Origin of the sequence: Syntrophotalea carbinolica DSM 2380 (assembly GCF_000012885.1) — a bacterium.
Lineage (GTDB): Bacteria > Desulfobacterota > Desulfuromonadia > Desulfuromonadales > Syntrophotaleaceae > Syntrophotalea > Syntrophotalea carbinolica.
The window spans coordinates 2,113,203-2,133,500 of the sequence record NC_007498.2; the positions used below are offsets into that span (position 1 = coordinate 2,113,203).

Annotated in this window: 20 protein-coding genes; 1 reads left to right on the forward strand and 19 read right to left on the reverse strand. The window is 54.0% G+C overall.

The features are described from left to right. Nucleotides 1-54: 54 nt before the first annotated feature. The 6 genes from galE to PCAR_RS10040 form a co-directional block, all read right to left on the reverse strand. Complete coding sequence (galE, locus tag PCAR_RS10015; RefSeq protein ID WP_011341542.1) at nucleotides 55-1,029, reverse strand: UDP-glucose 4-epimerase GalE; 975 nt, start codon at nucleotides 1,027-1,029, stop codon at nucleotides 55-57. Between the two features lie 1,517 nt (nucleotides 1,030-2,546). After that, complete coding sequence (locus PCAR_RS10020; protein WP_011341546.1) at nucleotides 2,547-3,722, reverse strand: DUF3322 domain-containing protein; 1,176 nt, start codon at nucleotides 3,720-3,722, stop codon at nucleotides 2,547-2,549. After that, a complete protein-coding gene (locus PCAR_RS10025; RefSeq protein WP_011341547.1) occupies nucleotides 3,719-7,084 on the reverse strand; it encodes an ATP-binding protein in 3,366 nt (1,121 codons plus the stop codon). The genes PCAR_RS10020 and PCAR_RS10025 overlap by 4 nt, the downstream gene beginning before the upstream one ends. Beyond that, the gene (locus tag PCAR_RS10030; RefSeq protein WP_011341548.1) at nucleotides 7,077-7,712 is read right to left on the reverse strand and encodes a DUF4194 domain-containing protein; all 636 of its coding nucleotides are present in this window, start codon (nucleotides 7,710-7,712) and stop codon (nucleotides 7,077-7,079) included. The genes PCAR_RS10025 and PCAR_RS10030 overlap by 8 nt, the downstream gene beginning before the upstream one ends. Next, entirely contained in the window at nucleotides 7,712-9,157 is a 1,446-nt protein-coding gene (locus tag PCAR_RS10035; protein WP_011341549.1) for a DUF3375 domain-containing protein, read from the reverse strand. Before PCAR_RS10035 ends, PCAR_RS10030 begins: the two co-directional genes overlap by 1 nt. A 15-nt stretch (nucleotides 9,158-9,172) precedes the next feature. Continuing rightward, nucleotides 9,173-9,847 (reverse strand): Fic family protein, encoded by a 675-nt coding sequence (locus tag PCAR_RS10040; protein WP_011341550.1) that lies wholly within the window; start codon nucleotides 9,845-9,847, stop codon nucleotides 9,173-9,175. Nucleotides 9,848-10,591: 744 nt separating this feature from the next. Between PCAR_RS10040 and PCAR_RS10045 the strand changes: the two genes are divergently transcribed. After that, complete coding sequence (locus PCAR_RS10045; RefSeq protein ID WP_148204331.1) at nucleotides 10,592-10,843, forward strand: hypothetical protein; 252 nt, start codon at nucleotides 10,592-10,594, stop codon at nucleotides 10,841-10,843. Between the two features lie 8 nt (nucleotides 10,844-10,851). Here the strand turns inward: PCAR_RS10045 and PCAR_RS10050 are convergent, their stop codons facing one another. The 13 genes from PCAR_RS10050 to PCAR_RS19265 form a co-directional block, all read right to left on the reverse strand. Further along, nucleotides 10,852-11,370, reverse strand: coding sequence for a phage baseplate assembly protein V (locus PCAR_RS10050; protein ID WP_011341553.1), 519 nt, complete (start codon nucleotides 11,368-11,370; stop codon nucleotides 10,852-10,854). A 105-nt stretch (nucleotides 11,371-11,475) separates the two neighbouring features. Next, entirely contained in the window at nucleotides 11,476-11,679 is a 204-nt protein-coding gene (locus PCAR_RS10055; protein WP_011341554.1) for a hypothetical protein, read from the reverse strand. Between the two features lie 210 nt (nucleotides 11,680-11,889). Beyond that, the gene (locus PCAR_RS10060; protein ID WP_041531344.1) at nucleotides 11,890-12,090 is read right to left on the reverse strand and encodes a hypothetical protein; all 201 of its coding nucleotides are present in this window, start codon (nucleotides 12,088-12,090) and stop codon (nucleotides 11,890-11,892) included. A gap of 201 nt (nucleotides 12,091-12,291) precedes the next feature. Continuing rightward, nucleotides 12,292-12,573 carry a hypothetical protein gene (locus PCAR_RS10065; RefSeq protein WP_011341556.1) on the reverse strand — a complete coding sequence of 94 codons (282 nt, stop codon included), beginning with the start codon at nucleotides 12,571-12,573 and terminating at the stop codon, nucleotides 12,292-12,294. Nucleotides 12,574-12,593: 20 nt separating this feature from the next. Continuing rightward, the gene (locus tag PCAR_RS10070) at nucleotides 12,594-13,646 is read right to left on the reverse strand and encodes a phage baseplate assembly protein (protein ID WP_011341557.1); all 1,053 of its coding nucleotides are present in this window, start codon (nucleotides 13,644-13,646) and stop codon (nucleotides 12,594-12,596) included. 47 nt (nucleotides 13,647-13,693) lie between these two features. After that, nucleotides 13,694-14,293: a hypothetical protein gene (locus PCAR_RS10075; protein WP_011341558.1), complete on the reverse strand. Its 600-nt coding sequence runs from the start codon at nucleotides 14,291-14,293 to the stop codon at nucleotides 13,694-13,696. Nucleotides 14,294-14,319: 26 nt separating this feature from the next. Next, nucleotides 14,320-15,471 (reverse strand): S49 family peptidase, encoded by a 1,152-nt coding sequence (locus PCAR_RS10080; RefSeq protein ID WP_011341559.1) that lies wholly within the window; start codon nucleotides 15,469-15,471, stop codon nucleotides 14,320-14,322. Nucleotides 15,472-15,523: 52 nt separating this feature from the next. Beyond that, nucleotides 15,524-16,444 carry a hypothetical protein gene (locus PCAR_RS10085; protein ID WP_011341560.1) on the reverse strand — a complete coding sequence of 307 codons (921 nt, stop codon included), beginning with the start codon at nucleotides 16,442-16,444 and terminating at the stop codon, nucleotides 15,524-15,526. A 19-nt stretch (nucleotides 16,445-16,463) separates the two neighbouring features. After that, nucleotides 16,464-16,964 carry a hypothetical protein gene (locus PCAR_RS10090; RefSeq protein ID WP_011341561.1) on the reverse strand — a complete coding sequence of 167 codons (501 nt, stop codon included), beginning with the start codon at nucleotides 16,962-16,964 and terminating at the stop codon, nucleotides 16,464-16,466. Continuing rightward, the gene (locus tag PCAR_RS18665) at nucleotides 16,961-17,374 is read right to left on the reverse strand and encodes a hypothetical protein (RefSeq protein ID WP_148204332.1); all 414 of its coding nucleotides are present in this window, start codon (nucleotides 17,372-17,374) and stop codon (nucleotides 16,961-16,963) included. The genes PCAR_RS10090 and PCAR_RS18665 overlap by 4 nt, the downstream gene beginning before the upstream one ends. 291 nt (nucleotides 17,375-17,665) lie before the next feature. Further along, a complete protein-coding gene (locus tag PCAR_RS10100; protein WP_011341564.1) occupies nucleotides 17,666-19,390 on the reverse strand; it encodes a hypothetical protein in 1,725 nt (574 codons plus the stop codon). Continuing rightward, nucleotides 19,387-19,614, reverse strand: coding sequence for a hypothetical protein (locus PCAR_RS10105; RefSeq protein ID WP_041531346.1), 228 nt, complete (start codon nucleotides 19,612-19,614; stop codon nucleotides 19,387-19,389). The genes PCAR_RS10100 and PCAR_RS10105 overlap by 4 nt, the downstream gene beginning before the upstream one ends. A gap of 94 nt (nucleotides 19,615-19,708) precedes the next feature. After that, nucleotides 19,709-19,924 (reverse strand): helix-turn-helix transcriptional regulator, encoded by a 216-nt coding sequence (locus PCAR_RS19265; RefSeq protein WP_011341566.1) that lies wholly within the window; start codon nucleotides 19,922-19,924, stop codon nucleotides 19,709-19,711. Between the last annotated feature and the right edge of the window lie 374 nt (nucleotides 19,925-20,298).

A 20,298-nucleotide genomic window follows, 5' to 3' on the forward strand; every position in this document is an offset into this window, starting at 1 on the left:
AATGGTTCAAAAAGCCCCCATTCCCTAAAGCAATTTCCCGACCAATTTAATCTTCTAAAACAATTGTTTACGGTGCCAATCCCAAGCAGTCCGAAGAATTTCAATGATATCGACATATTGAGGACGCCACTTTAGTTCTTTTTTTGCCAGAGTGGCATCGGCGACCAGAATGGGCGGATCGCCGGGGCGTCGGTCGCATGACTCATATTGGATCTCCCCACCGGTGACACACTCCGCCGCATTATTGATCTCGAAAATGGAAAAACCTTGCCCGTTACCCAGGTTAAAGCCAAAAGCACCGTCATTATTATCCATATAGCCAAGAGCCAGAAGATGGGCCTGACACAGGTCGTTGATGTGAATGTAGTCGCGCACGCAGGTACCATCAGGGGTCGGATAATCCTGACCGAAAACCTTTAGGGTTTTATGAGGATCGAGAGCGGCTTTGAGGATATTGGGGATCAGATGGGTTTCCGGATCGTGGGCTTCGCCGATTTCTCCGGAGGGATCAGCCCCTGCGGCATTGAAGTAACGCAGGCTGACGGAGCTCAATCCGTAGGCAGCTGCATAATCGCGCAGCATGTGCTCAACCATCAACTTGGTTTCGCCATAGGGGTTGATGGGTGCCTGGGGATGATTTTCATCGATGCGATCGGCGACGGGATTGCCGAAGGTGGCGGCCGAAGAGGAAAAGACGAATCGCTTGACATCGGCGGCACGCATGGCTTCAAGAAGATTGAAGGTACCGATAACGTTATTCTTATAATACATGGCCGGCTGCGCAACGGACTCACCGACCAACGATTTGGCCGAAAAATGCATGACGGCATCGAAGCTGTTCTCCGCAAACAACTGCCGCAGAGCAGCCTCGTCAAGCAGATCCCCTACCACCAGTTTGCCCCACTTGACCGCTTCCCGGTGCCCGGTGGAGAGATTGTCAAAGATTGTTACAATATGACCCGACGCTGTCAACATCTTGACCATATGGGAACCGATGTACCCTGCTCCACCACAAACGAGGATGTTCATGTTTTTTCCTTTAAAATTTCTAAAAAAACTATTTTACCGCAGAGCACACTGAGAGCGCAGAGACAAGACTAGATTTTGTCTTACAACCAAACAACCAAACAACCAACTCCGGGTTTTGCCTCTCTCAGCGACCTCCGCGTTCTCGAGTGAGCGAAGCGAACGGGCGGTAACATGCTGTTCAATGGGACGCGGGGCAACCTTAAAACCAAGCCGTTAACCGCAGAGCACGCCGAGAGCGCAGAGTAAAGCTTAGATTTTGCTTTAAAACCAAACACCGAACTCCGGGCTTTGCCTCCCTCTGCGATCTCCGCGTTCTCGAGTGAGCGAAGCGAACGGGCGGTAAAATGCCTTTAAGTCAATTTTTTACTCTTGCCGCTTCCCCAGCATGTACCGCCTGTAAGCCGCAAGCTGTATTGAATCGAACAAAAGAGATGAAGCATGCAGCTCAAGCATGAAAAATCCGCCAAACGACCACACATAAGGCCAGTTCTTCACCGGCCAATATTACCCGTACTGGATGGTTTTGAATCCCTGAATAAAATCCAACGTTGTCTACCCGACAACATAACATCGGGCGAAGATACTCGTTTCCACACCGACTTTCAATTAAATAATTGTAAATTAAGACGTGTTTCCAATCGTTGGACATTTCGCGCATGTTTATCATGGGTGCAAAGGTTAAGCGCGAGCACTGGATTTGAAATTGTAATGGAAATGCGAAAGGTGGAACAGAAGCGGGAAAGAATGGTCAGGCAGAGCCTGAATGGCGCTCAACATTAAATTAAATGTATGTAGCATTTCGACGACAGGTTATCAGGTAGCCGCCAGAATTATGGTGTAAGCAGGCAAGCGCCTGTTATCGAATTTTCAAGGAAAACGCATGGAATAAGCGCCAAAATTGGGTGTCGCAGTGCAGGCAAAAATAACAACGGGAATGCGGAAACAAACGCATCCACCAGTCGCGTCGGATTCTTTCAATTTTAGCCCTGCCACAACGTGGACAAACTATACTACGCATCCCCATGGATAACCCTTTCCAAACGACAGCCCATCATGTCTGTTGTGCAAAATACCATCAAGCGTTATGTCAAACTAGTGACATCCCTCATAGTCTATGTTGGTATCCTCCCATTGTCAAATTGTTTTTTTACCAATTTAATTAATAAACGCGCAGCTTTAGTGCATCTCTGTTCCCGCAAAAACCTCCCCTACCAATATCCCATCAACCATTTGAATATGTCATTCAGGAGTCAATTTACCCTCAGGCAAACAAAAAGCCCGACCGAAAGGCCGGGCTTTTTCAAATGGTGGGGTAGCGGCAATCGAATAATAATATGTTAGAAAGCTGAGCGGCACCAAGCATGTGTTGCTGACCAATCCCGCCAACATGAGCAACGAGCAATGACGCTGTTTCGCGATCTGCGAACGAGCAGCCTGAAAACGGCACGCACTTGGGCGCTAAAAGGGCCGCCACGGGCTTGTGGCATTACGTTCAAGGGTTTCTTGACAGTTGCAATTCATAGCTCCCGAAGAACTTCAAGCAGAAAGTCATACCCGACCCTCTCCTGCTCAAGACGAACGCGATCCCCCCAATGGTTCTGCCGTAATTGGTCGTAAAGGGCGCTTTCGTCCAAGAGTAACCGCGAAAGGGTCCCTGTTTCAGGCTGAGTTTCAACTCCCCAGAGTGCTCTGTGGGCAAGAAGTGTCTGCTGATCCATGAGAAAAGATACAACATGAGGCAAGAATCCGCGCAATTGGTTAAGAATGGCAAATCCGTGAGTATCGATGTCCCCCCAATAGTAGATATCTTTCTCGTGCAGCCAAGAGGCCGCAGAGAGATTGTCAAAACCGTATCCCGCCCCGAAAATCACCATCGCATCCGAGACATCCGGAAAAGCCAAGAAGTTGATCTCGTTTTCGGTGATGAACACTTTCGATACCGGCAAAGCAAATGAGGCAAAGGCTTCCTGTGTCAGAGTAATATCTTGACCAGCTTTCACTGGCAGCAAGCGAATATTTGAGTCCAACACTCGAAAACGCACACGTGTGGGTTTATCCAGAAAACCATAACGACGGCAGAATCCACCGACGCCTTTGTGTGTTGCGTCAATGGCGGACTCTGGCAAGACAAGATCGAGCAGGTCCGCAAGCACTCCCCGATACTTCTCGATAATCTTGCTATGAACACCCGGCAGATCGATCTGGCGCAGATAAATGGCAGGACGAGGGTGTCTGTGCAACCAGTCGACAATCGCAAGGAGCCGCGGCCAATCTGCGCCCAATTCAAGAGCTCGTAGCGGGCGTTTTCCCAACCAGGAAACCAGTTCGGGCTGTTTCTCTCTCGTCAATTCGACCAACGCAGCAAACTGCTCCGCCGCTCTGCGTTTGCCGATCAACCCGACTGCGTCCTCAAGGCTGTCGACCCAGATTTTCGAGGGAATTTCATTAGCCCCAAGGACACGGTGGTTGATGCAACGCCATTCGATTCGATAGGGACCAGCGGCAGCGGACAACTGGGCGATCCAGTCACGCACCTCGGAAAACCTTTGGCTCAGTTCCTGGGAGTCAGGGCCTTTGAACGTGAGACGTCTGGGGAAAACCGACTCATCGCCGGACAATGATGCGAGCAGCAAGCCGCGATCCCATAGCTTTTGCACCTGAGCTTTGAGGTCAGCCGGGGTCGTCCACGTCATCCTTGCATCCTTTGCTTCTCGTCGCGATATTCCTCAATACTCAGGTTGCGCAGGACAGAGTTGCGACCTTCTTCACTGTGAACAAAACCGACACCGGCAACAAAAGGCTCGATGATATGGATTTTCTGCAACGGTGTAACGATCAGCAGTTGCAAATTGAGTTGTGCGAAAAGCTGCAAACCATACTGAGCCGATTCATCGGAACCCCGTCCGAAAGCCTCGTCGATCACCACGAAGCGGAAAGAGCGCGAACGCACCGATCCCCATTCCAGGCCGAACTGATACGCCAGACTGGCTGCAAGCACGGTGTAGGCCAGCTTTTCTTTCTGACCACCCGATTTTCCGCCGGAATCTGCATAATGTTCATACTCGGTGTGGTCTTCACGCCAGCGCTCGCTGGCGGCGAAAACGAACCAGTTGCGCACATCGGTCACCTTGGCCGTCCAGCGCCGATCCAGATCCGAATGTTCTTCCCGGCCTCGGAACCGCTCGATAATTCGCTTCACCTGCAGGAATTTTGCTTCCGAATACTGGGCATCCTCCGAGCCGGTGAGCGCTCCTTCGGTACAGGTACGCAACTCGGTCTGGAATTCACGGATATCGGCATCTAGATTCATCTGTGCTTCGAGACTTATATAGCGGCCGGGGTTGTAATCGATCTGGGTGAGTGATTCGTTGATTTGAGCAATGCGTTCTTTGATGGTTTCCCGTTCGCGTGCCAGCTGAGATTGAAAATTCGCCACCTCTCGGATGGTGTTCTCGTTCAGGAGTTCCTTGAAACGTCCTTCAAAGCGTGGCAAATCGTCAGCCTTTAGCTGATCCAGCATCGACCGGAACTCGGGAGCGGCAGCTAAATCGGCATCGACATCCTTGGTTTCCAAACCCCACTGCCCTTTGTATTCGGTCATTGCCTTGATAATGTTTCCGGACAAACGCTTGATCTTCGAAGCTTCGGCATCGATCCTGGCCTGTAACCAGTCCCGCATATCGCGCTCGCGGTTGTCACAGGATTCAACCGTCAACACCTGATCGCCAAGCGCGTCCTCGCGCATCTCCCCCAACATGGAAAATCGCTGTACAATCTCTTCGGTTGTTTCCGCCAAAAGGGCTTGAGCCTGTTCCTGCAACTCTTGCGCGAAGCTGATTTTTTCCTCGGTTTTCGAACGCTTATCCTTCCGCCCATCAAGCTTCTCCTCCGTTTCTTTCAACTCCCCTTCGAGCGCGATCAATTGCGCTGTAAGGGTTTTGAGCAGATCGGAGGCCGCTTCAAGCTCTCGCTTCTCGGCTTCCAGCCTGGCGATAAAAACCGCCACGGGTTTCCAGTCAAGGTCATGAAAATCGGTGTATTCGCCTAGCTTCGAGAGAACCGAAAGACGCTCCTTGAGGGCGGCTTGTTCCTTTTGCAGCGTGCTGATGCGACCGGCAAGTTCGGCGAGTTGTGTTTCCTGCCGCTTGGCCTCTTTTTCCAATGCCGCGATTTTTTCGGCGTTGCTCCAGCCGAGGACATAGCGACGACGATCATCGAGCCGATGCCGATCATCTTTTTCATGTCTTTCCCCTGGAGCCTTGATCTGCCCAGCCTTGGTAACGGCACGGGTTTCGCGGCGAAACTGCTCCTGCGACTGACAGCACGCTAAATCAAAGCGATGTGCCACCTCGCGTTCAATCCAATCGTAAAAGAGCGAATCGGGTTTGACCTGGATCTTGCGCACCAGGGAATCGCGATGAAGCGACGGCAACTCGCCGCGCCCCTTTGCCCGCACGCGGAAATAAACCAGACGCCCACGCAGATGGGTTTGGTCTACCCACTGCGCTACCTTGGCGTAATGCCGATCAGGAACCAGCAGAGACAAGCCGAAACCGTGAAGCAGACGTTCAATGGCACCTTCCCAGTCACGCTCATCGTCGCGTACCTTCAGCAGCTCACCGGCAAAAGGCATCTCTTCTTCGACCAGATTCAGGGCCCCACAGAGTGCGCGCCGCATGGCGATCTGTTTTTCGTCGATATTGCTGACCCGAGCTTTCAGACTTGCGATTTCATTTTGCAGTTGATCGTATTCGTCCTTTCCCTGCTTGAACAAGACACCTGCTTCATTGAGATTATTCTGCGTGCGGATTTCGGTTTCTTCTGTCGTTTCACGCCAATTGGCGATTTCGGACCGCTGCCGCAGAAATTCGTCGCAGGTCGTAGCGGGGTATTGGCCCAAAGCACGTACCAGCTCCTCATAGCGGGAGGCTTTTTGCTTGCGACGCTCCAATTCATCCTGTTTCTGGAGAATTTCCCCGGCGATGCTTTCGATGCGGTCCCCACCATTTTCCGCAATAGTACGGCGAAGATCGCGCTCCTGTCCCTGCTGCTCGCGACGCTGCTCCTCCAACCGCACGATGACGGTTCGATGTCTGGCCAACTCTTCATTCAGCGAAGTAAGACGTTTCTCCAGCAGATCGATTTTCAGGGTAGCGAACCAGGGGCGCAAGGCATCACGACACGCTCGAAGATTATCCGCCGTTTGCGCCAGCGTCCGATATCGATCACAATCATCCACCAAGGGCTCTAGCATTTCAACCTGATGCTTAGCCTTGAGAACCGCCTCATGAGCTCGGTTGAGATCCTCGTAGTGACCGATCAGAGCTGAGATACGTGGTGCAACATCGAAAGGTTCAAGCATGTGGCTGCGCACGAATTCCGTCAGGTTTCCGACCGACTTGAGGGATACTGTCTGATGAAACAGATCCAGCGCCTGCTCGCTATCGATGCCGAAACGACGGCGAAACCAGGAACCGTAAGAAGGGAAGCTGTCGAACAACTCGACATGGCTTGCCCGCAGTTGCTTGCGAAGACCGAGAATCTCGCTGCCGAACCCGGAAAAGTCGGCCATAATGGACAAGTCGCGTTCACAAGCCGCATACAGGCGAGCCGGTTGCGCACCCGCTTCTTTCATCCAGAAGACCTGCGCCAAAGTGACGGTCTTGTTGTAACCTGCATTGTGAAAAACACCGAGGATGACCGAGTAACTGTTTAAGTCGCGTAGTGCGACCGGTTTTGCGCTGCCCAGAGTTTCCTGCCGCTCCGATTTATAAAACCCCAGCACATAGGATCTGAGCGAACGTTCACGACTCTCGGCCCCAGCCGCCTTGTTGTAGGCAACCCGATGACTCGGCACCAGCAGAGTGGTAACGGCGTCGACCAGGGTCGATTTTCCGGAACCGATATCACCGGTAAGCAGACTGTTTTCCCCGCCCAGGCGCAGTGTCCAGACCCGGCCGTCAAAGGTTCCCCAGTTAAAAACCTCGAGCCGTTGCAGGCGAAATCCGGCCAAACGATCATCGCCGATAAATTCCAGCTCCAATGTTTCAGACATCCGTTTCCTCCGGTGGTTCGGCTATTTGCTGCCGATATTCCGCCAGCCGTTTATCAAAGTCGGCGAGCCATTGAGCATCGACAAACGCCTTGATAATGCGTCGAACCTCAATCATCTGCCCCTGCCCCCGCAAGCGGCGAATAAAACCCAGTTCAGCGATCTTGTTCAAGGTAGCGTCGACCTGATCGATGAGTTTTACCTCGTTGCTGCCCGCCGGAAGAAAAATCCGGACCAACTCCACCACCTCATCCCGAGAAAGAATCAGGCGTGTATCTCCACCGCCAGCGTCGAACTCGGCCAGTTTTTTCCGCAAAAGGGCAAGCAGCAAACTGACCGGATAGGAGAGCTGCCGCCGGGCAACCAGGCGTGGGATGGCTACCGGAGCATCTTCTTCGTCATCGCGTCGGGAACGCAAAAAAGCGTACCCCTCTGCCTCGTCGAGCATCAACTCCAGGCCGAGAACGGCGACATAATCCCGAACACTCGCTTGAAGCTTCTGAAGCAAACCCCACAGCCCTGGGTTATCCTCCCGATAGAGCACACCCTTGAGCAGTGGCACCAGCACAGACGAGAGTTCGTGGAGCGGTTTGGCAAAATAACCCGGATTGGTATCGGCAACATTCATCATCAGTTCCTCAGCAAAATAATGCGTGGCAAAGTCGCCTGACGCATAACGCCAGTCCCCAACTGCCAGCTCACCTTCTCCTGAACCTCATCGTCCACGACCGTTTCAGGCCATTCACCTGCCAGCTGCAAATAAGCAACCAGTTCGGCCAATCCGTGACGCAACGGGTGGCGGGTCACCACCTCGGCAAGGCTGATCTGACTGCGGCCCTGGAGTTCCTGCCGAATATTGCGGGTCAACTCGGCCCGGTCGACCACCACCTGTGCGTAGAGAGCCGCCGTATCCACATCCGCGTCCCCTTCATCAAGCGCCATCTCGGTAATGAGAGTTTTAAGCGGAGGCCGGTAAAGAGGTCGTTCCAAGGGAAGTTCGACCGTTGCGGAGGTCTCTGACAAAGTCGTAAAGCCCCCTGAAGGAACCGCCTCGCGTACCGCCAACGCGTTGTTTTCAATGCTGTGCAGGATATCCATGATGCGGCGATTCTCCAGCCAGGCCTGATCGTCGAGAAACCTCCGTAGCTGCTCGGAAAGCTTAGCCACCGTTCGTTGGGTGTGTTCTCCAGCTTCCAGCCAGTCGTAATGCACGCGCTGCAGCCGGGATTCGGGACACATGGCAAGGATCGGCGGAAGGGACAAGACCTGTTCCAGCAGGCGGCTCAACTCTTCCTGCCGGGACTGGGACATCAGAAAATCCCAGAAGGCACGAAAGCTTTTCCCCTGGTCGGAATCGGCGATGGCATCGCGCTCGCCCATAATTTCCTCGAGCAGCGCCCCTTTGGATCCATCCCAAAGGGCAATGCGCTCGCGCACCCGCCGATCGAGAGTTCGGAAATTGTGCTCTACCTCGCGAAAGTCGGTCAGCAGTTCCCGCGCCAGCTGCAAAAACTGCTGAAAACGATCCTTCAGACCGGTGTCATCCAAAAGCGGAATATCACCCGCCAAAATACGGGCGATCTCCGCGTCAATATCGCTGCGGCGCTTATGCAATTCAGCGATTCGCACTTGCGGATCAGTCTGGCTCCCCTCACTCATCTGCCGCAACAGCTCAAACAAGGTAAGTAGACGGGATTCAGTGCCGACAAATGCGCGCTCGGTCAACCCTTCCAGCCAAACCAAAGCCTTCTCCGTCGCTGGAGTCAGATCAAAGTGCGGTTCGTCCGTCCCTGCCGGATAAAATTTCCGCAACCACCCCTTGTCATTTTCAGCCCAATCGTTGAGATAGCTTTGCGCGGATCCGGGAAAGGCTTCATCCCCCAACTGCTCGCGCAGGGCGAAGAGCTCATCTTCCAGCGCCTCGACCAGGTCTGCCTGTGGTAGATTTCGAACATTGGGCACGATAAACACCCGGTGCAGAAAACCGGCCACCAGCGGAGCGTGATGAGCACACAACAACCGCCAGGCCGGATGGTTCTGGCGGAGCAATTCTAATGTGGCGTAGTCCAGTGCCATAGATTCCCCCAGAAGTTATCTTTCTCCATGCTGTACCAGCCACTGGCGACCTTTGGCGGTAAGACGGTATTTTTGCAGGCGGCTGTTGGGCTTGTCGGGAAGGGTCATCTCGATTAAGCCATCGGCCAGAGCGGGTTTGAGGTAGCGCTCGCGGAAGGATTTACGGTCAGAAAGACCCAGGGCGGATTGCAGCGCCTCACGACCCATTTCGCCTTGGATCGTTGTCAGCAACCCGCTGACTTGGGGGGTGACTTGAGGTCTGACTTGGGGGGCGGAGGTGATCAGAGTATCCAGAATCATCCGCAGCATGAAGGCAATGAAAGGCGCGGAGTCGGTCTGCCGGGTGCTCTCCTGAATGGCTTGATAATACTCGGCCTGGTGCTCGAAGATCAGGCTTTCCACCGGGAGGCCGGCGAACAGGGCGTTTTTAACTACTTGCACCTCGCGAGGCGGTGCGATCACCCGTTTGCCGTCCAGAATTGCGGTGATCTGCGCCTCGCTCAGCGTGTTGCCCTCGATGGCCAGCGAACTATGGATGGTGCGTACACGGTTGATACGCCGCAGCCGCAAAGCTTTGGCGTTTTCAGCAATAACGGTCAGACGCCCCGTAACTTCGCTGATCTTGGCGATAAAATTTACGATGGCCGGAGTAATGGTGTAGGGAGGTTGGTATGGGTGTTGGTTGCTCATGGGAATCAACCCTTTTCCCAATCCATGCGGAAAGTGAGGAAAGCCGGACTGCTGAGAACAGTCCGGCTTTTTTAAATGGTGGAGGTGGCGGGAATCGAATAATTATCGCAAGGTCTTGTTTTCCCTACCCTTTTTGCGATTTATAAAAATATCGTATACTCACGCCTATACCCATAAAAATACGTGAAAATCGAAATCACACCGACGTCCGATTTCTTAATATTACCCATATCCGAGCCACATAACAAGGCAGAAAAAATCTCCCCCAGGTGGTAGTCATGAATTCTATGCGGTGTTTTTCTGGTCGTCTCACCCCACGTTCCAAAAATGGCAACTGGTTCCATTTGGCAACCTCAAAACTGGAACCGTTCCAGATCCACGTTCCAGCCGCAAAACCGCACCAGTTCTATATTTGGTAAACTTTTACCATATCTGGCAACAGTAAAATGGCACCCTCAAAAATCGACCTGTATCTAGCTAAAAGCCGGGCCTCCGCGTCTACCCCCGGCTTAGACGCTAGAAAGAACCTACGGCAAATCCGCAGGCCACTTGAGTTCGTCATGAAATGCGATATTAAATATCTCTGAGCTTTTACTTTATGGTTACTGAACAGGAGGTATATCAGTGCATTTTTCAGTGAAGGTGAAGAGCAGCGACCCAGACAGGCACTATTTGGTTGAGGTGATTAGGCGGAATGAATTGCTGAGGGTGTCTTGTACTTGCCGAGCCGGGGAGCTTGGACAGATGTGCAAGCACAAAAATGCTATTCTGCGCGGGGATGCGTCGATACTGGTTGACCAGGGAGATGAGGAGGAAATGATCCACGCCCTACAGGTTGTCAATAAAACTGTTATCCCTGCAAAGCTGGCTGATCTTGACCGCAGATTAAATGAAATCGAGAAGGAAAAGAAACGGATAAACTCTCAATTCAACGCTAAAGCAAAAGAGTTAAAAAAAGAGTTTGCTGCAGTGCTTTTCGGGGCGCCGGCGAGATAGGCGCCATGCTACATCTCCTGATCCGGCGTATCTGTCGGGCCGCCGCTGTCGTTTTCAGGATGTTTGTGGCTGTTGTAAATATCACGGTCGGCCGCCATAGTCCTCACGCCATCGTAAATATCCCCGGTAACGTGCAGGTCTGCATCTATGTCCACCCGCGTGGCTCCGGTTATCGCCACGGTTTTACCTGCCAGCAGCTTAATCACCACACCTTCGGAGTTATACAGACAGGACTCGCCTGGATCGAGGTGCGGACGGTATCTGCCATCGTCAACAGATACCGCTATGCCATGGCTGCGGTCGCCACCGGGGAAAACAACTGCTGCCTGCGCACCAGGTAGCGGAACCGCGCAATGGCCGAACTGCTGAAAATACTGGATGGCGCCGCGCAGTTCATCGGTGAGCAGAGATACTTGAAGCTCCTGTATCTTCGGACCATCGTTAACAGCACGCACCACAGCCCGCCCGATCATGAGCATGACGCGATGAGTAATGGAGCGCTGCATTTTCCGTACGAAAGTTATCATGGGAATATTGTGCGATAGGCGAGACAGGCTCCGCAACCCATGAGGAAAAAAGCCCCGCAGTATCACACCACGGGGCTCAGTCCTTTTGATTCTGACATTTATCGATCACCCACCCAACTCAGCCATAGCGGCACAGACCGGACAAAACTCACCATCACCAGTGCAGGTGCAGCGATCTGCTTGCGTTCTCTCGATATATTCCAGCATGGCCGCGCTCAGATCGGCGGGCCTTAATTCGAATTTCTCGACAGCTTGAACGATGGTTTTAACGGCGGGGGCGATGTTGGCAGGTACGGAAACTTGGTGCATTGTGAAGATCCTTTCAATGGTGAGAAGTTATAAAAACTTACCGGAAAGAATTACCGTGCGCCAACCATACGCCCAGCATTATTCAGCGTCAAGGAAAAAAATGCTTATTTTTCATGCACTTACTGTGAACGGCTGGACCACTTAATGTGAACTATCGGGAATGCTTGCGGAATTTTCACGTTTTGGAGGGAATTTCACGTGAAAAAAGTTTCAGGATGGGTCGGGAATGTCTGCCAGAATGCGCTCGATGATGATTGACGGCGTGGTGGCTTCGCTGGTAGCGAGCCGTTTTAATTTTTCTGCGGCATCGATGGGCAAGGAAATTTCAACCCTGCGGTGGGTGTCGGACTTGCGTTTGCGGTGTTCAGCTACACATTCGGCTGCGGTGTCGTGTTTCCGTTTTCGGGCCATGGGTATCTCCTCCGGATGTGGTTTCTGTTGAGATTGTAGCATAAAGAAAGGCCCCCGGAAAAACCAGGGGCCATTCTGCCCATCGCGGAACGGAGAGAAGGTCCGGTAACGCTCCCATGGGCTCTACAGGGTTATTCCACGCGGCACTCCTGTAGTTGCCGCGTCCCGCCCGATGCTCACGGATGGCGGGATTATCGTAAGTTATTGCGCCAGGTGCAAACGGTCCACCGTCAACTCCAGCCCCTTGCCGACCTTGGCAGATGGCTTGAACCCGAACAGCAGCACGGGTTTTCCGCGCCAGGTGAACAGGGTCGTCCCGTCATCCTGTGTTTCGAGTTTTCCGAAGTCGGATGGATCGATGTCTGCATTGACTCCTTCGATCTGCAAGATCGCTGCGGCGGCCTCGGTCTGCATCTCACTCTGCAAGCGGCCTCTTTCACGAAAAAATACGCTGTCAAGTTCGTTGTATGTTTTATGTGCCATGTAGATCTCCTCGGTTCGGGTCAGATTAATGCCAACGGGTCCAGATCTTCGGGCACAGTCGGTTTCGGTATAAAGGCATCCGGCCTCCGCAGCGTCAGTGTGGTCTGCGTCCCCGATTCATCCAGCGTGTGGGTCAACTCCGTTATCAGCATATCCCCAGACAGTCGCAGCCACGGCAGATCGACATTCACCAGTGCATTGACCGGCCACAACTCCCCATTGCCCTGTCGCCATCCCTGAACTGTCACCTGTGCTGATACGGCCCTAGCGGCTCTGACAGTCGCCTCCCATTGGGCGCGTTTTTTCGCTGCGGCGATATCAACGGAGTTTTCCGGAAGAACAATCAAGGTCCGGCCAGAGGGTACTCCCACGTCGCTGGCGCGGCCATCTACTGCAAACGCCTGTTCAGGGGCAATAAAATCGGTACTCGGTTGACTGCCACGGACGACATACGTGCGGAAACGGTCGATGATGTCGTCAATCAGGCTGGCAGATTTCACATTCTGGCCCTGGATTAATGCAGTGCTACATCTGGTTTTCCCCGGCCTAGTTAGTATCAAGCCACCTTGACCATCAGAAACAGGCAGAACCCCGCAGAAACGGCAATGCCGGTCCAATGCCTCGAAAGAGGTTTCGCCTGGTTGAATTTTAACCAACTGGATAGGAGCGCCGGTATCGACTTCGGTTTTAACCGAGATTCCGAACGGCTCTGCCAGAATCGCGGCCAGACGTTCAAGCCTGATGTTTGCCCAATCGCCAGGGCTATGAACTGCCGAACAGTCCACCATCTGGCCGGTTCGGTCGCGGCCACTGGCGCTGTTCGTATGGCTGTTCGCGTCGTAGCGCGGGGCGATCGAGTCAACCCGCCCTGTGATAACGGTATCGTCGCCGATCTTTACGGTACACTCAGCGCCTGGCAGTATCGGCCATGGCGTGTCTTGCCCCTGCCAGCGATCGGTAAGACCGAGTGAAAACCTGCCGGATATGGCTTCAATGCTGCGGGTGATCGATATGCTGGTCCAGCCCTGGTATATTCGGCCACCAGTGGTGAGTTTTACAATCTCAGATCCCATGTCTCCTCCAAGGGTGGGGCCAGTCCGCAGACCGGCCCCCGGTTAATTTACGCGAGATATTCTGCCTCGATGGCAGTGGTGGCTGCTTCACGTTTGCCGGATGCCTGGTCAATGGCCTTGGTCAACGCGGCAACAAGATCCTGCCGGCCAAATCCGTCGATTGCCTTGCGGAGCACCGCTTCCAATCGGGCCAGACCGGGCACCAACTCGGCGGTGATCGATGCCACCTCGACACGGCGCACGGCGTCCCACAATGCGGCCTCTGCGGTGGGGATTGCCGTTTCCGACTCGGTAATGGTGACCTGCAGCGCGTCGATTTCATCGTCGGTGACATTCAACAGCGTCCGCGTTGCATCCAGCTCGGTTTCTGCTGCATCGGCATCGCTCTGTGCGGCTGACAGGTCGTCGGCGATTTCCTCGGCAGTTGAGAGGCCTTTGACCTGTCGGCGAGCAAGGCCGGTTTTTGTCTCACTCGCCGATGCGGCCAGCTTCGCGGCGGTATTGCGACGCTCGACAAGTTCGCCACGACGGACCCGCAGGTCGGTCAGCGAAGCGGTTGCTGTGTCACGGCTGGTTTTGAGGTCGGCAAGGGCGGTCTGTGCTTCGGTGATGTTGTCCTGCAATCTCTTTTTTTTCTCTGCGTTCATTGTGCCGTTTCCTTTCGTTGTAAGTGTTATGCCTCGGGTCCGTAGATCCGTGCTGCGATTGCTGCGAGCCGGTCTTTCTCGACTACGACATGGCTGCTCTGCGCTGCGGGCGGCTGCTGTTCCTGCGGCTGTTCCTCGACGGTCTGGGTATATTCCTGCCGGGTCTTTTCGCGCTTGAAGTAGGCATCTGCGGCGATTTTATCGAAACTCGCGGCTGCGGGCTCTTTCGCCGTCAACAACTCGGCATCCTTCCGGGCCTGTGAACCGAACATGGCCCGCTCGCTCTCGGTGGCTTTATCGATGGCGATGGCCGGTTCTGCTGCCTCCATGCGGAGCGGGGTGCTGCTACCCCCTGATCCGGACAGATACCTGTCCACGGCTGCGACCTGATCGGCCAGACCTGCCGCCACAGCCTTGGAGCCGATGTAAATACAGGCCTCAGTCTTTCTGACGGCCTCGGCACTCATGTTGCGGTTGCGGGAGACGGTCGAGACAAACAACGAATATGTTTCATTAACCATCCCCTGCAAGCGGGTCTTTGCTTCCTCGCTCAAGGCGTGATGCGGCGAAAAATCAGCCTTGTGTGCGCCAGCGAAAATATGCGTAACCGCAAGGCCGTTTTTCTCGTTGAACCCGCTCTGATCCACATGTGCCAAGATGACCCCAATGGACCCGGCCCCACCAGTGCGGGGGAGGATAATCTTGTCGGCAGCACTGGCCAAGGCATACGCGGCGCTGTAGCAGGACTCATTCACCACAGCGGTTATCGGCTTTTTGCCTCGGCTCTGGTAGATATGGTCTGCCAGGTCGAAACAACCGGTAACTTCACCGCCAGGGGAATCAACATCGAAGATGATCCGGCGCACGGCGTCATCCTCAAGGGCCAGGTCGAAAGAACTCCGCAGGGATTCATAACTGCTTAAACCGCTGAGAGCGTCGAGGTATCCCGATTTGTGAACCAACGTACCCTGAATGCCGATGATAGCGGTCCCGTTGCGCACCACGTACCCGGCACGGTTTCGCTCGGATTCGGCAACCTCTCGCGCCTCGATGGCTGGCAGGTTATCCAGGTCCAGGTCGAAGCGTGGGCCAAGCACGTGCAACAGCACGTTTAATTTTTCTTCGGCGATCATCAAGGGCGTGTTGAATATCCGCCCGGCGAATTTTGCGTTTTTCATTTCTTTGCTCCTTTAAAATGGTGGGCGGCCACGGTGCAGCCGCCCGGATAACTTACTTGTCGGCCTTACCAATACCAGTGGCCTGCTCGAATCGATCGCGCCAAATGGTGCCTTTCGCGGGCCCGTTGTCCTTTAACTGCATGGTCACAGGCTTTCTGCTGTCTTCGGCGGGGGGCTGTGCCACAGGGGGAGCCTTGCGATGATCGCGGACATAATCCTCAAGTGCCGATGCCAGACGGGTTTTACGTTGCACCTCCTCGGACCTTGCATTTTTAGCGGCCAGCAGGCGCTCGGTATGCTTTTTAGCTGCCTCGATTTCTGCCTCGGTCTTCAGAAAAGCCTCTTTCCCACGGGAGCCCTGCCAGCGTTCCCGGGCGTCAACGAATGCGGCGTGAGACCCGTCACGGGCTGCGATAATTCTCTCCATTTTCTCGCTGAAAAAGTCGTGGGGAAGCAACTCGTTACGCTCGATTCCCAGCACGCTCTCGGGGCTCATATCCGGGTCACGATTCACAAGGAACCCAGCCTCCTCAGCGGCACAATACGCGGCCTCGAGGGCCTGCTCGGCGGTGAATAACCTGGCTTCGGCCTTGGCAACCTCACCGGGCAAGTCGGCAGCAGAGATTGCCAAGCCCCCAACTTCGACGTGTCGCTGGTGCTGCGCCTCAATGGCCTGGTGCATGGTTTCGGAAAGTTCCGGGTGCAAGCTCGCGAAAACAGCCTCGGCATGGCAGTTGTTTTCGCCAAACAACGAGGTCCAAGGCACGTCACGTTCACCCTGTGCCTTACCCCAATAGTCCAGATGGTCGCGGCCACTTTCGGCAAGACCCTTAAACCTGGTATCCGCGATCTTGAGTTTTTCCTCCAGCGTGCGATGGGAGCCGTTAATCGCGTCGAGTGCTTCGCGGGCTGTGTCGCGGCCCGCCAGTGCCTTTTGGATGTTGCCCAAAAAATCGGTGTTTTTCTTTGCCATGTTTTCCTCCAGTTGGTTGTTAAATTCGATAACTTCGTTTCAGCCGACCAGTAACAGCGGCCAGATCCTTTTCGCCGGTCTGAAACTCCCGCCCAGCGGCCTGTAGTTGCTCGCGGATAAGCTCCCCGGCATAGCTCGGCAGCGATGGTGCCAAACGCCCACGGCTGGCTCTGCAAGACCACAGAACGCTAAGGTCGCGCACGATCCCAGGGACACGGCGGCGAATTTCCAAACATTCGATGTGCCGCAACGCTTCGGCCTCCAGATCCTCGACCATTTCCTCGGTGTGGTCGATTTCGGCTGTGTACCGGTCGATATTCTCCCGTGCTTCGGCAAGCTGGCGCTGAATGTTCTCGGGGTCCTCGCCAGGCTTATCAAGCAGACCGGCTAAGACTGCTTCGGAGCGGTACGCCTGGCGCCGGTTGTTAATCAGTCGCCCCAGCTGGTGGCGATGCTCTGCGACTTCGGCGCGAATACCTGCGAGCTGGGTTTCGATCTCGTGACGGTCCGGTAAATTCAATTTTTGCCTCCGTTATTTTTGCGGTCTGGGTTGAAAATCCAGCGGTCTAAAACCTTGATGATCGGTGCCGGCTTCGTTTTCGCGCTGCGTTCCCAGTCGAACATCAACCGGTTACACTTCGTGCAGCGACCTGTTTCGTTATTCTCGAGATGAATCATGTTCTGGCAGCCGACCACGGAGCACGGGACGCGAGTATTCCGGTTTTTCACGACCTGGCGGGTCATGCCCCTGGGAGCGTCATCAACATCCCGCCAAAATCCACACAGTACGCAGGAGAGGCCCGGCGCGATGCCGTCATCGGTCCCGACGCGCTGATACCACAGCGGGCCTCCGCACCTTGGGCAGCGGTTGGTTTTATTTGTGCTGTCTGCTGTGTCGTTCAATTCAAAACCCCCGGCAGTTAGGTTCAATTCCTTGTTTCCCTCGAAATCTCCAACGCTCCAACACCTGTCCAACGCCCTTCCAACGGTCTTTTGTTGGACGAAAAACCCTTTAAAATCGGTGCCTTATATACATATCTATACATTTCCAACAGGAATTAATAATAGATACGTACGAGAGACGGGCTTGTTTATACATAGGGGTGTGTCTCTCAAAAAGCGTTGGAACGTTGGGAAATCCGTAACCATTTGTTTTCCTTGCGAAATCGGCCCAACACAGAGGTGTTGGAAGTATGTTGGAGTGTTGGAGTCCAACATAAGTTAGTCCTCCAACGCCGGGAAAACGGTGTCCAACGGGATTGAAACGGCCCGGCTTGTCGATCCGCTGAAATAAACAGCCCCAGCCCGTTCTGCCCCCGGCAGTCTCAGCAGCAGCACATCCCAGTTTTTCGACCACGGAGTATCCCGCAGAATTTTTCCGATTTCGCGATGGTTGTTGGAGACCAGCAGATCCTCCGATGCGGTTTTGACTTTAAGGCCGGTTCGGCCCAATGCCTGTGCCAGCTTCGCGGCGTCGAGCCCGTCATAGCCACCAGCACGGCCTGAAACGACCCCAACGACCTCACCGATGGCCATATCGGCAATGCCACGGCCAGCATCGATCCTGATGGTGTTTTCGAGGATGTTCGACAGGCATCGGAATTCATCGGCCTGGGTATCGGCAGCAGTCGGCGCGAGTGCTCCCCAATCCTGTTTTTTGATCCAAGCGGTGGCTTCTTCGGGGGATATTTCAGACGTTGAAAACAGGCTGTAGGCTCCGGCCAGAAGGGTGCCCAGCTGGTCCCCGGCGCGAGCGTTGCCAACATGGCCAGCGGCGGCGCGGGTGAACGTCTTGACGTTACGCTTAATGGTCGGGATCAGAAGAACAGTTCTTGCGCGAAGGGCTGCGCACCATTCATCTGTCAGCAGTTCGTGAACGGTGCGCTGTAAAAACTCAAACTGCGACTTGGCATCAGGGCCACAGTTCCGGCACAGAGTTAAAACAGTGATACGGCCAATGTCGGCAGCTTGGGTGGCAGCTGGCACGATTGACGCGAGGCAGGCCATACTCCTTATAAAATATGTTTGTGCAGCGCCGCTTGATGATCCCTTGATGATTCCGGCGCCGGTTTCACTTGACGCCTGCCGCATGAGCTCTAACACGGCTTGAATTTTCCCTGCCGCTTTTTGGGTTTCCCCTTCGGCTTCATCGAACAGAATTGGCCTTGCGTCGTGTTTCAGAAACTGTCGAAGCCCTGCCTCTGTAGTGGCCCCCTGGACGTGAAGACCGATGGGCCCGACTGCGGGTTTCACAATGTTATCGGCGCACCACGTCTTGCCCGTCCCGGCTTGACCCGTAATCCATAGGTGCGGACGCCATGACATGGCCCCGCAGATCGGAGCGACGACGCACCAGCCAGCGAGTAGACGACCATAGATCCCAGATTCCCATGAAGGTAAGTTGCAGAGTTCGGCGAACCGATTAGCCTCTTTGGTCGATAGCGGTTTTTCATTCATACCGGCATCGATGGCAGCGGCTTGTTCATAAACATATTCAGACTCGATGCAACCAACGTCTGTGGCGATGCCATCAACTATCAGCCGGTCCCCCAGGTGCAACACACTGCGCCCGTCGTCCTCCCATGCGCCACGCCCCCGAACCTTGCCAGCATCATAGACGCCCTTGCGCTCGCAGGCCCGCAGACAGGCGTTAATGGCCGTATCCCAGTGAACCCCCGTCTTCTTGTTGGGGAATTTACGTTCCCACCATTGCAGCGGCGCCAGCCCTGTCAGATTTGGCTTGTTATGCCCTGCCGCCGTGAGTTCGACAACCTGCCTGGTTCCGCGAGGTAAATAAAAATACCTGCCGTGATCGTACCCGAGCACCTGGAACGACGCTCCGTCGAGCGTGAACTGATCCGGATCGGAATGATCGCAGGGGAGTGGTGCACCATCCAGTTCGGGCGGCTCTTCGGGGAGTGGTATCTGTTCGGCGTGATCGATCATCGTTCACCCTCCGCAAGACCGGCAGCATGAACGAACAGATTAATTTCTCGACGAAGGTTTCGGAGGGACGCCAACACGGCACGGTGATTCAGTTCGCCATCCCCCTGGCGCCAGATATAGGCGACCAGGAACGCATTGGCAGCGTCGCGGACCTTGGACAGGTCGGCGCGGGTAAATCCACCAAGGGTTTCTGATTTTGAATTTTCGATGTATTCTGGTGTCACGTTTCCACTTCCTCCACTGCTGCGCGGTCCGTCCAACCGCACACACCACTTCACGAGAGCGCCCCGGCTATCACCAGCGGGGGCGCTTTTACGTTCAGGCGTTTTCAGGCACCCATTCACCGTTAGCAATGGCTCGTATATCCTGCTCCCTGAATGCAACCGTTCTGGGGCCGAGCCTTACAGGTTTAGGCCAGGTTCCATCACTTATGCGTCGATAAACTGTCGCCCGGCACACAGGTATGATTGGTTCAATCGGTGGCGTTGCCTTCGGATCTCCGATGATTTGTTTAATGCGCAATAATTTGTACATAATGTTTTACCTTTCTGTCGATTGAATTGTTGTTTCAATCATTCAACGCGTCGAACAACGTGATTCAAAGATACACACAACTAGACAAGATGCGCAAGCGGTGACCAAAAACATACAGGGCTAGAGGATCAAACATAGCCCTCTTAACGAAGTACTATACGGAAAACACGGAAAATGCGGTAAATACGGAAAAAATGGAAATTATGCTTTTTTCAATCGATAAACCAGATACTTGCAAAGTCGTTGTTTGTGTAACTGTAAAATTAATAAATAACAATACGTAGTGTTTACGGGTAGTTATCGAAATTTGGAATTTGTCAACGGATTTTTTTTGAATTTAAAGGATTTTTTAGTCTTGTAATGTCTCTTGAAAG

Bases quoted from the DNA above. Each gene is read 5' to 3' on its own strand.
- PCAR_RS10065 (WP_011341556.1), bottom strand. From the start codon at position 12,573: ATGGCACATAAAACATACAACGAACTTGACAGCGTATTTTTTCGTGAA.
- PCAR_RS10020 (WP_011341546.1), bottom strand. From the start codon at position 3,722: ATGACGTGGACGACCCCGGCTGACCTCAAAGCTCAGGTGCAAAAGCTA.
- galE (WP_011341542.1), bottom strand. From the start codon at position 1,029: ATGAACATCCTCGTTTGTGGTGGAGCAGGGTACATCGGTTCCCATATG.
- PCAR_RS10060 (WP_041531344.1), bottom strand. From the start codon at position 12,090: ATGGCCCGAAAACGGAAACACGACACCGCAGCCGAATGTGTAGCTGAA.
- PCAR_RS10100 (WP_011341564.1), bottom strand. From the start codon at position 19,390: ATGATCGATCACGCCGAACAGATACCACTCCCCGAAGAGCCGCCCGAA.
- PCAR_RS10080 (WP_011341559.1), bottom strand. From the start codon at position 15,471: ATGAAAAACGCAAAATTCGCCGGGCGGATATTCAACACGCCCTTGATG.
- PCAR_RS10050 (WP_011341553.1), bottom strand. From the start codon at position 11,370: ATGATAACTTTCGTACGGAAAATGCAGCGCTCCATTACTCATCGCGTC.
- PCAR_RS10070 (WP_011341557.1), bottom strand. From the start codon at position 13,646: ATGGGATCTGAGATTGTAAAACTCACCACTGGTGGCCGAATATACCAG.
- PCAR_RS10085 (WP_011341560.1), bottom strand. From the start codon at position 16,444: ATGGCAAAGAAAAACACCGATTTTTTGGGCAACATCCAAAAGGCACTG.
- PCAR_RS10040 (WP_011341550.1), bottom strand. From the start codon at position 9,847: ATGAGCAACCAACACCCATACCAACCTCCCTACACCATTACTCCGGCC.
- PCAR_RS10075 (WP_011341558.1), bottom strand. From the start codon at position 14,293: ATGAACGCAGAGAAAAAAAAGAGATTGCAGGACAACATCACCGAAGCA.
- PCAR_RS10035 (WP_011341549.1), bottom strand. From the start codon at position 9,157: ATGGCACTGGACTACGCCACATTAGAATTGCTCCGCCAGAACCATCCG.
- PCAR_RS10030 (WP_011341548.1), bottom strand. From the start codon at position 7,712: ATGATGAATGTTGCCGATACCAATCCGGGTTATTTTGCCAAACCGCTC.
- PCAR_RS10055 (WP_011341554.1), bottom strand. From the start codon at position 11,679: ATGCACCAAGTTTCCGTACCTGCCAACATCGCCCCCGCCGTTAAAACC.
- PCAR_RS19265 (WP_011341566.1), bottom strand. From the start codon at position 19,924: ATGTACAAATTATTGCGCATTAAACAAATCATCGGAGATCCGAAGGCA.
- PCAR_RS10045 (WP_148204331.1), top strand. From the start codon at position 10,592: ATGTGCAAGCACAAAAATGCTATTCTGCGCGGGGATGCGTCGATACTG.
- PCAR_RS10025 (WP_011341547.1), bottom strand. From the start codon at position 7,084: ATGTCTGAAACATTGGAGCTGGAATTTATCGGCGATGATCGTTTGGCC.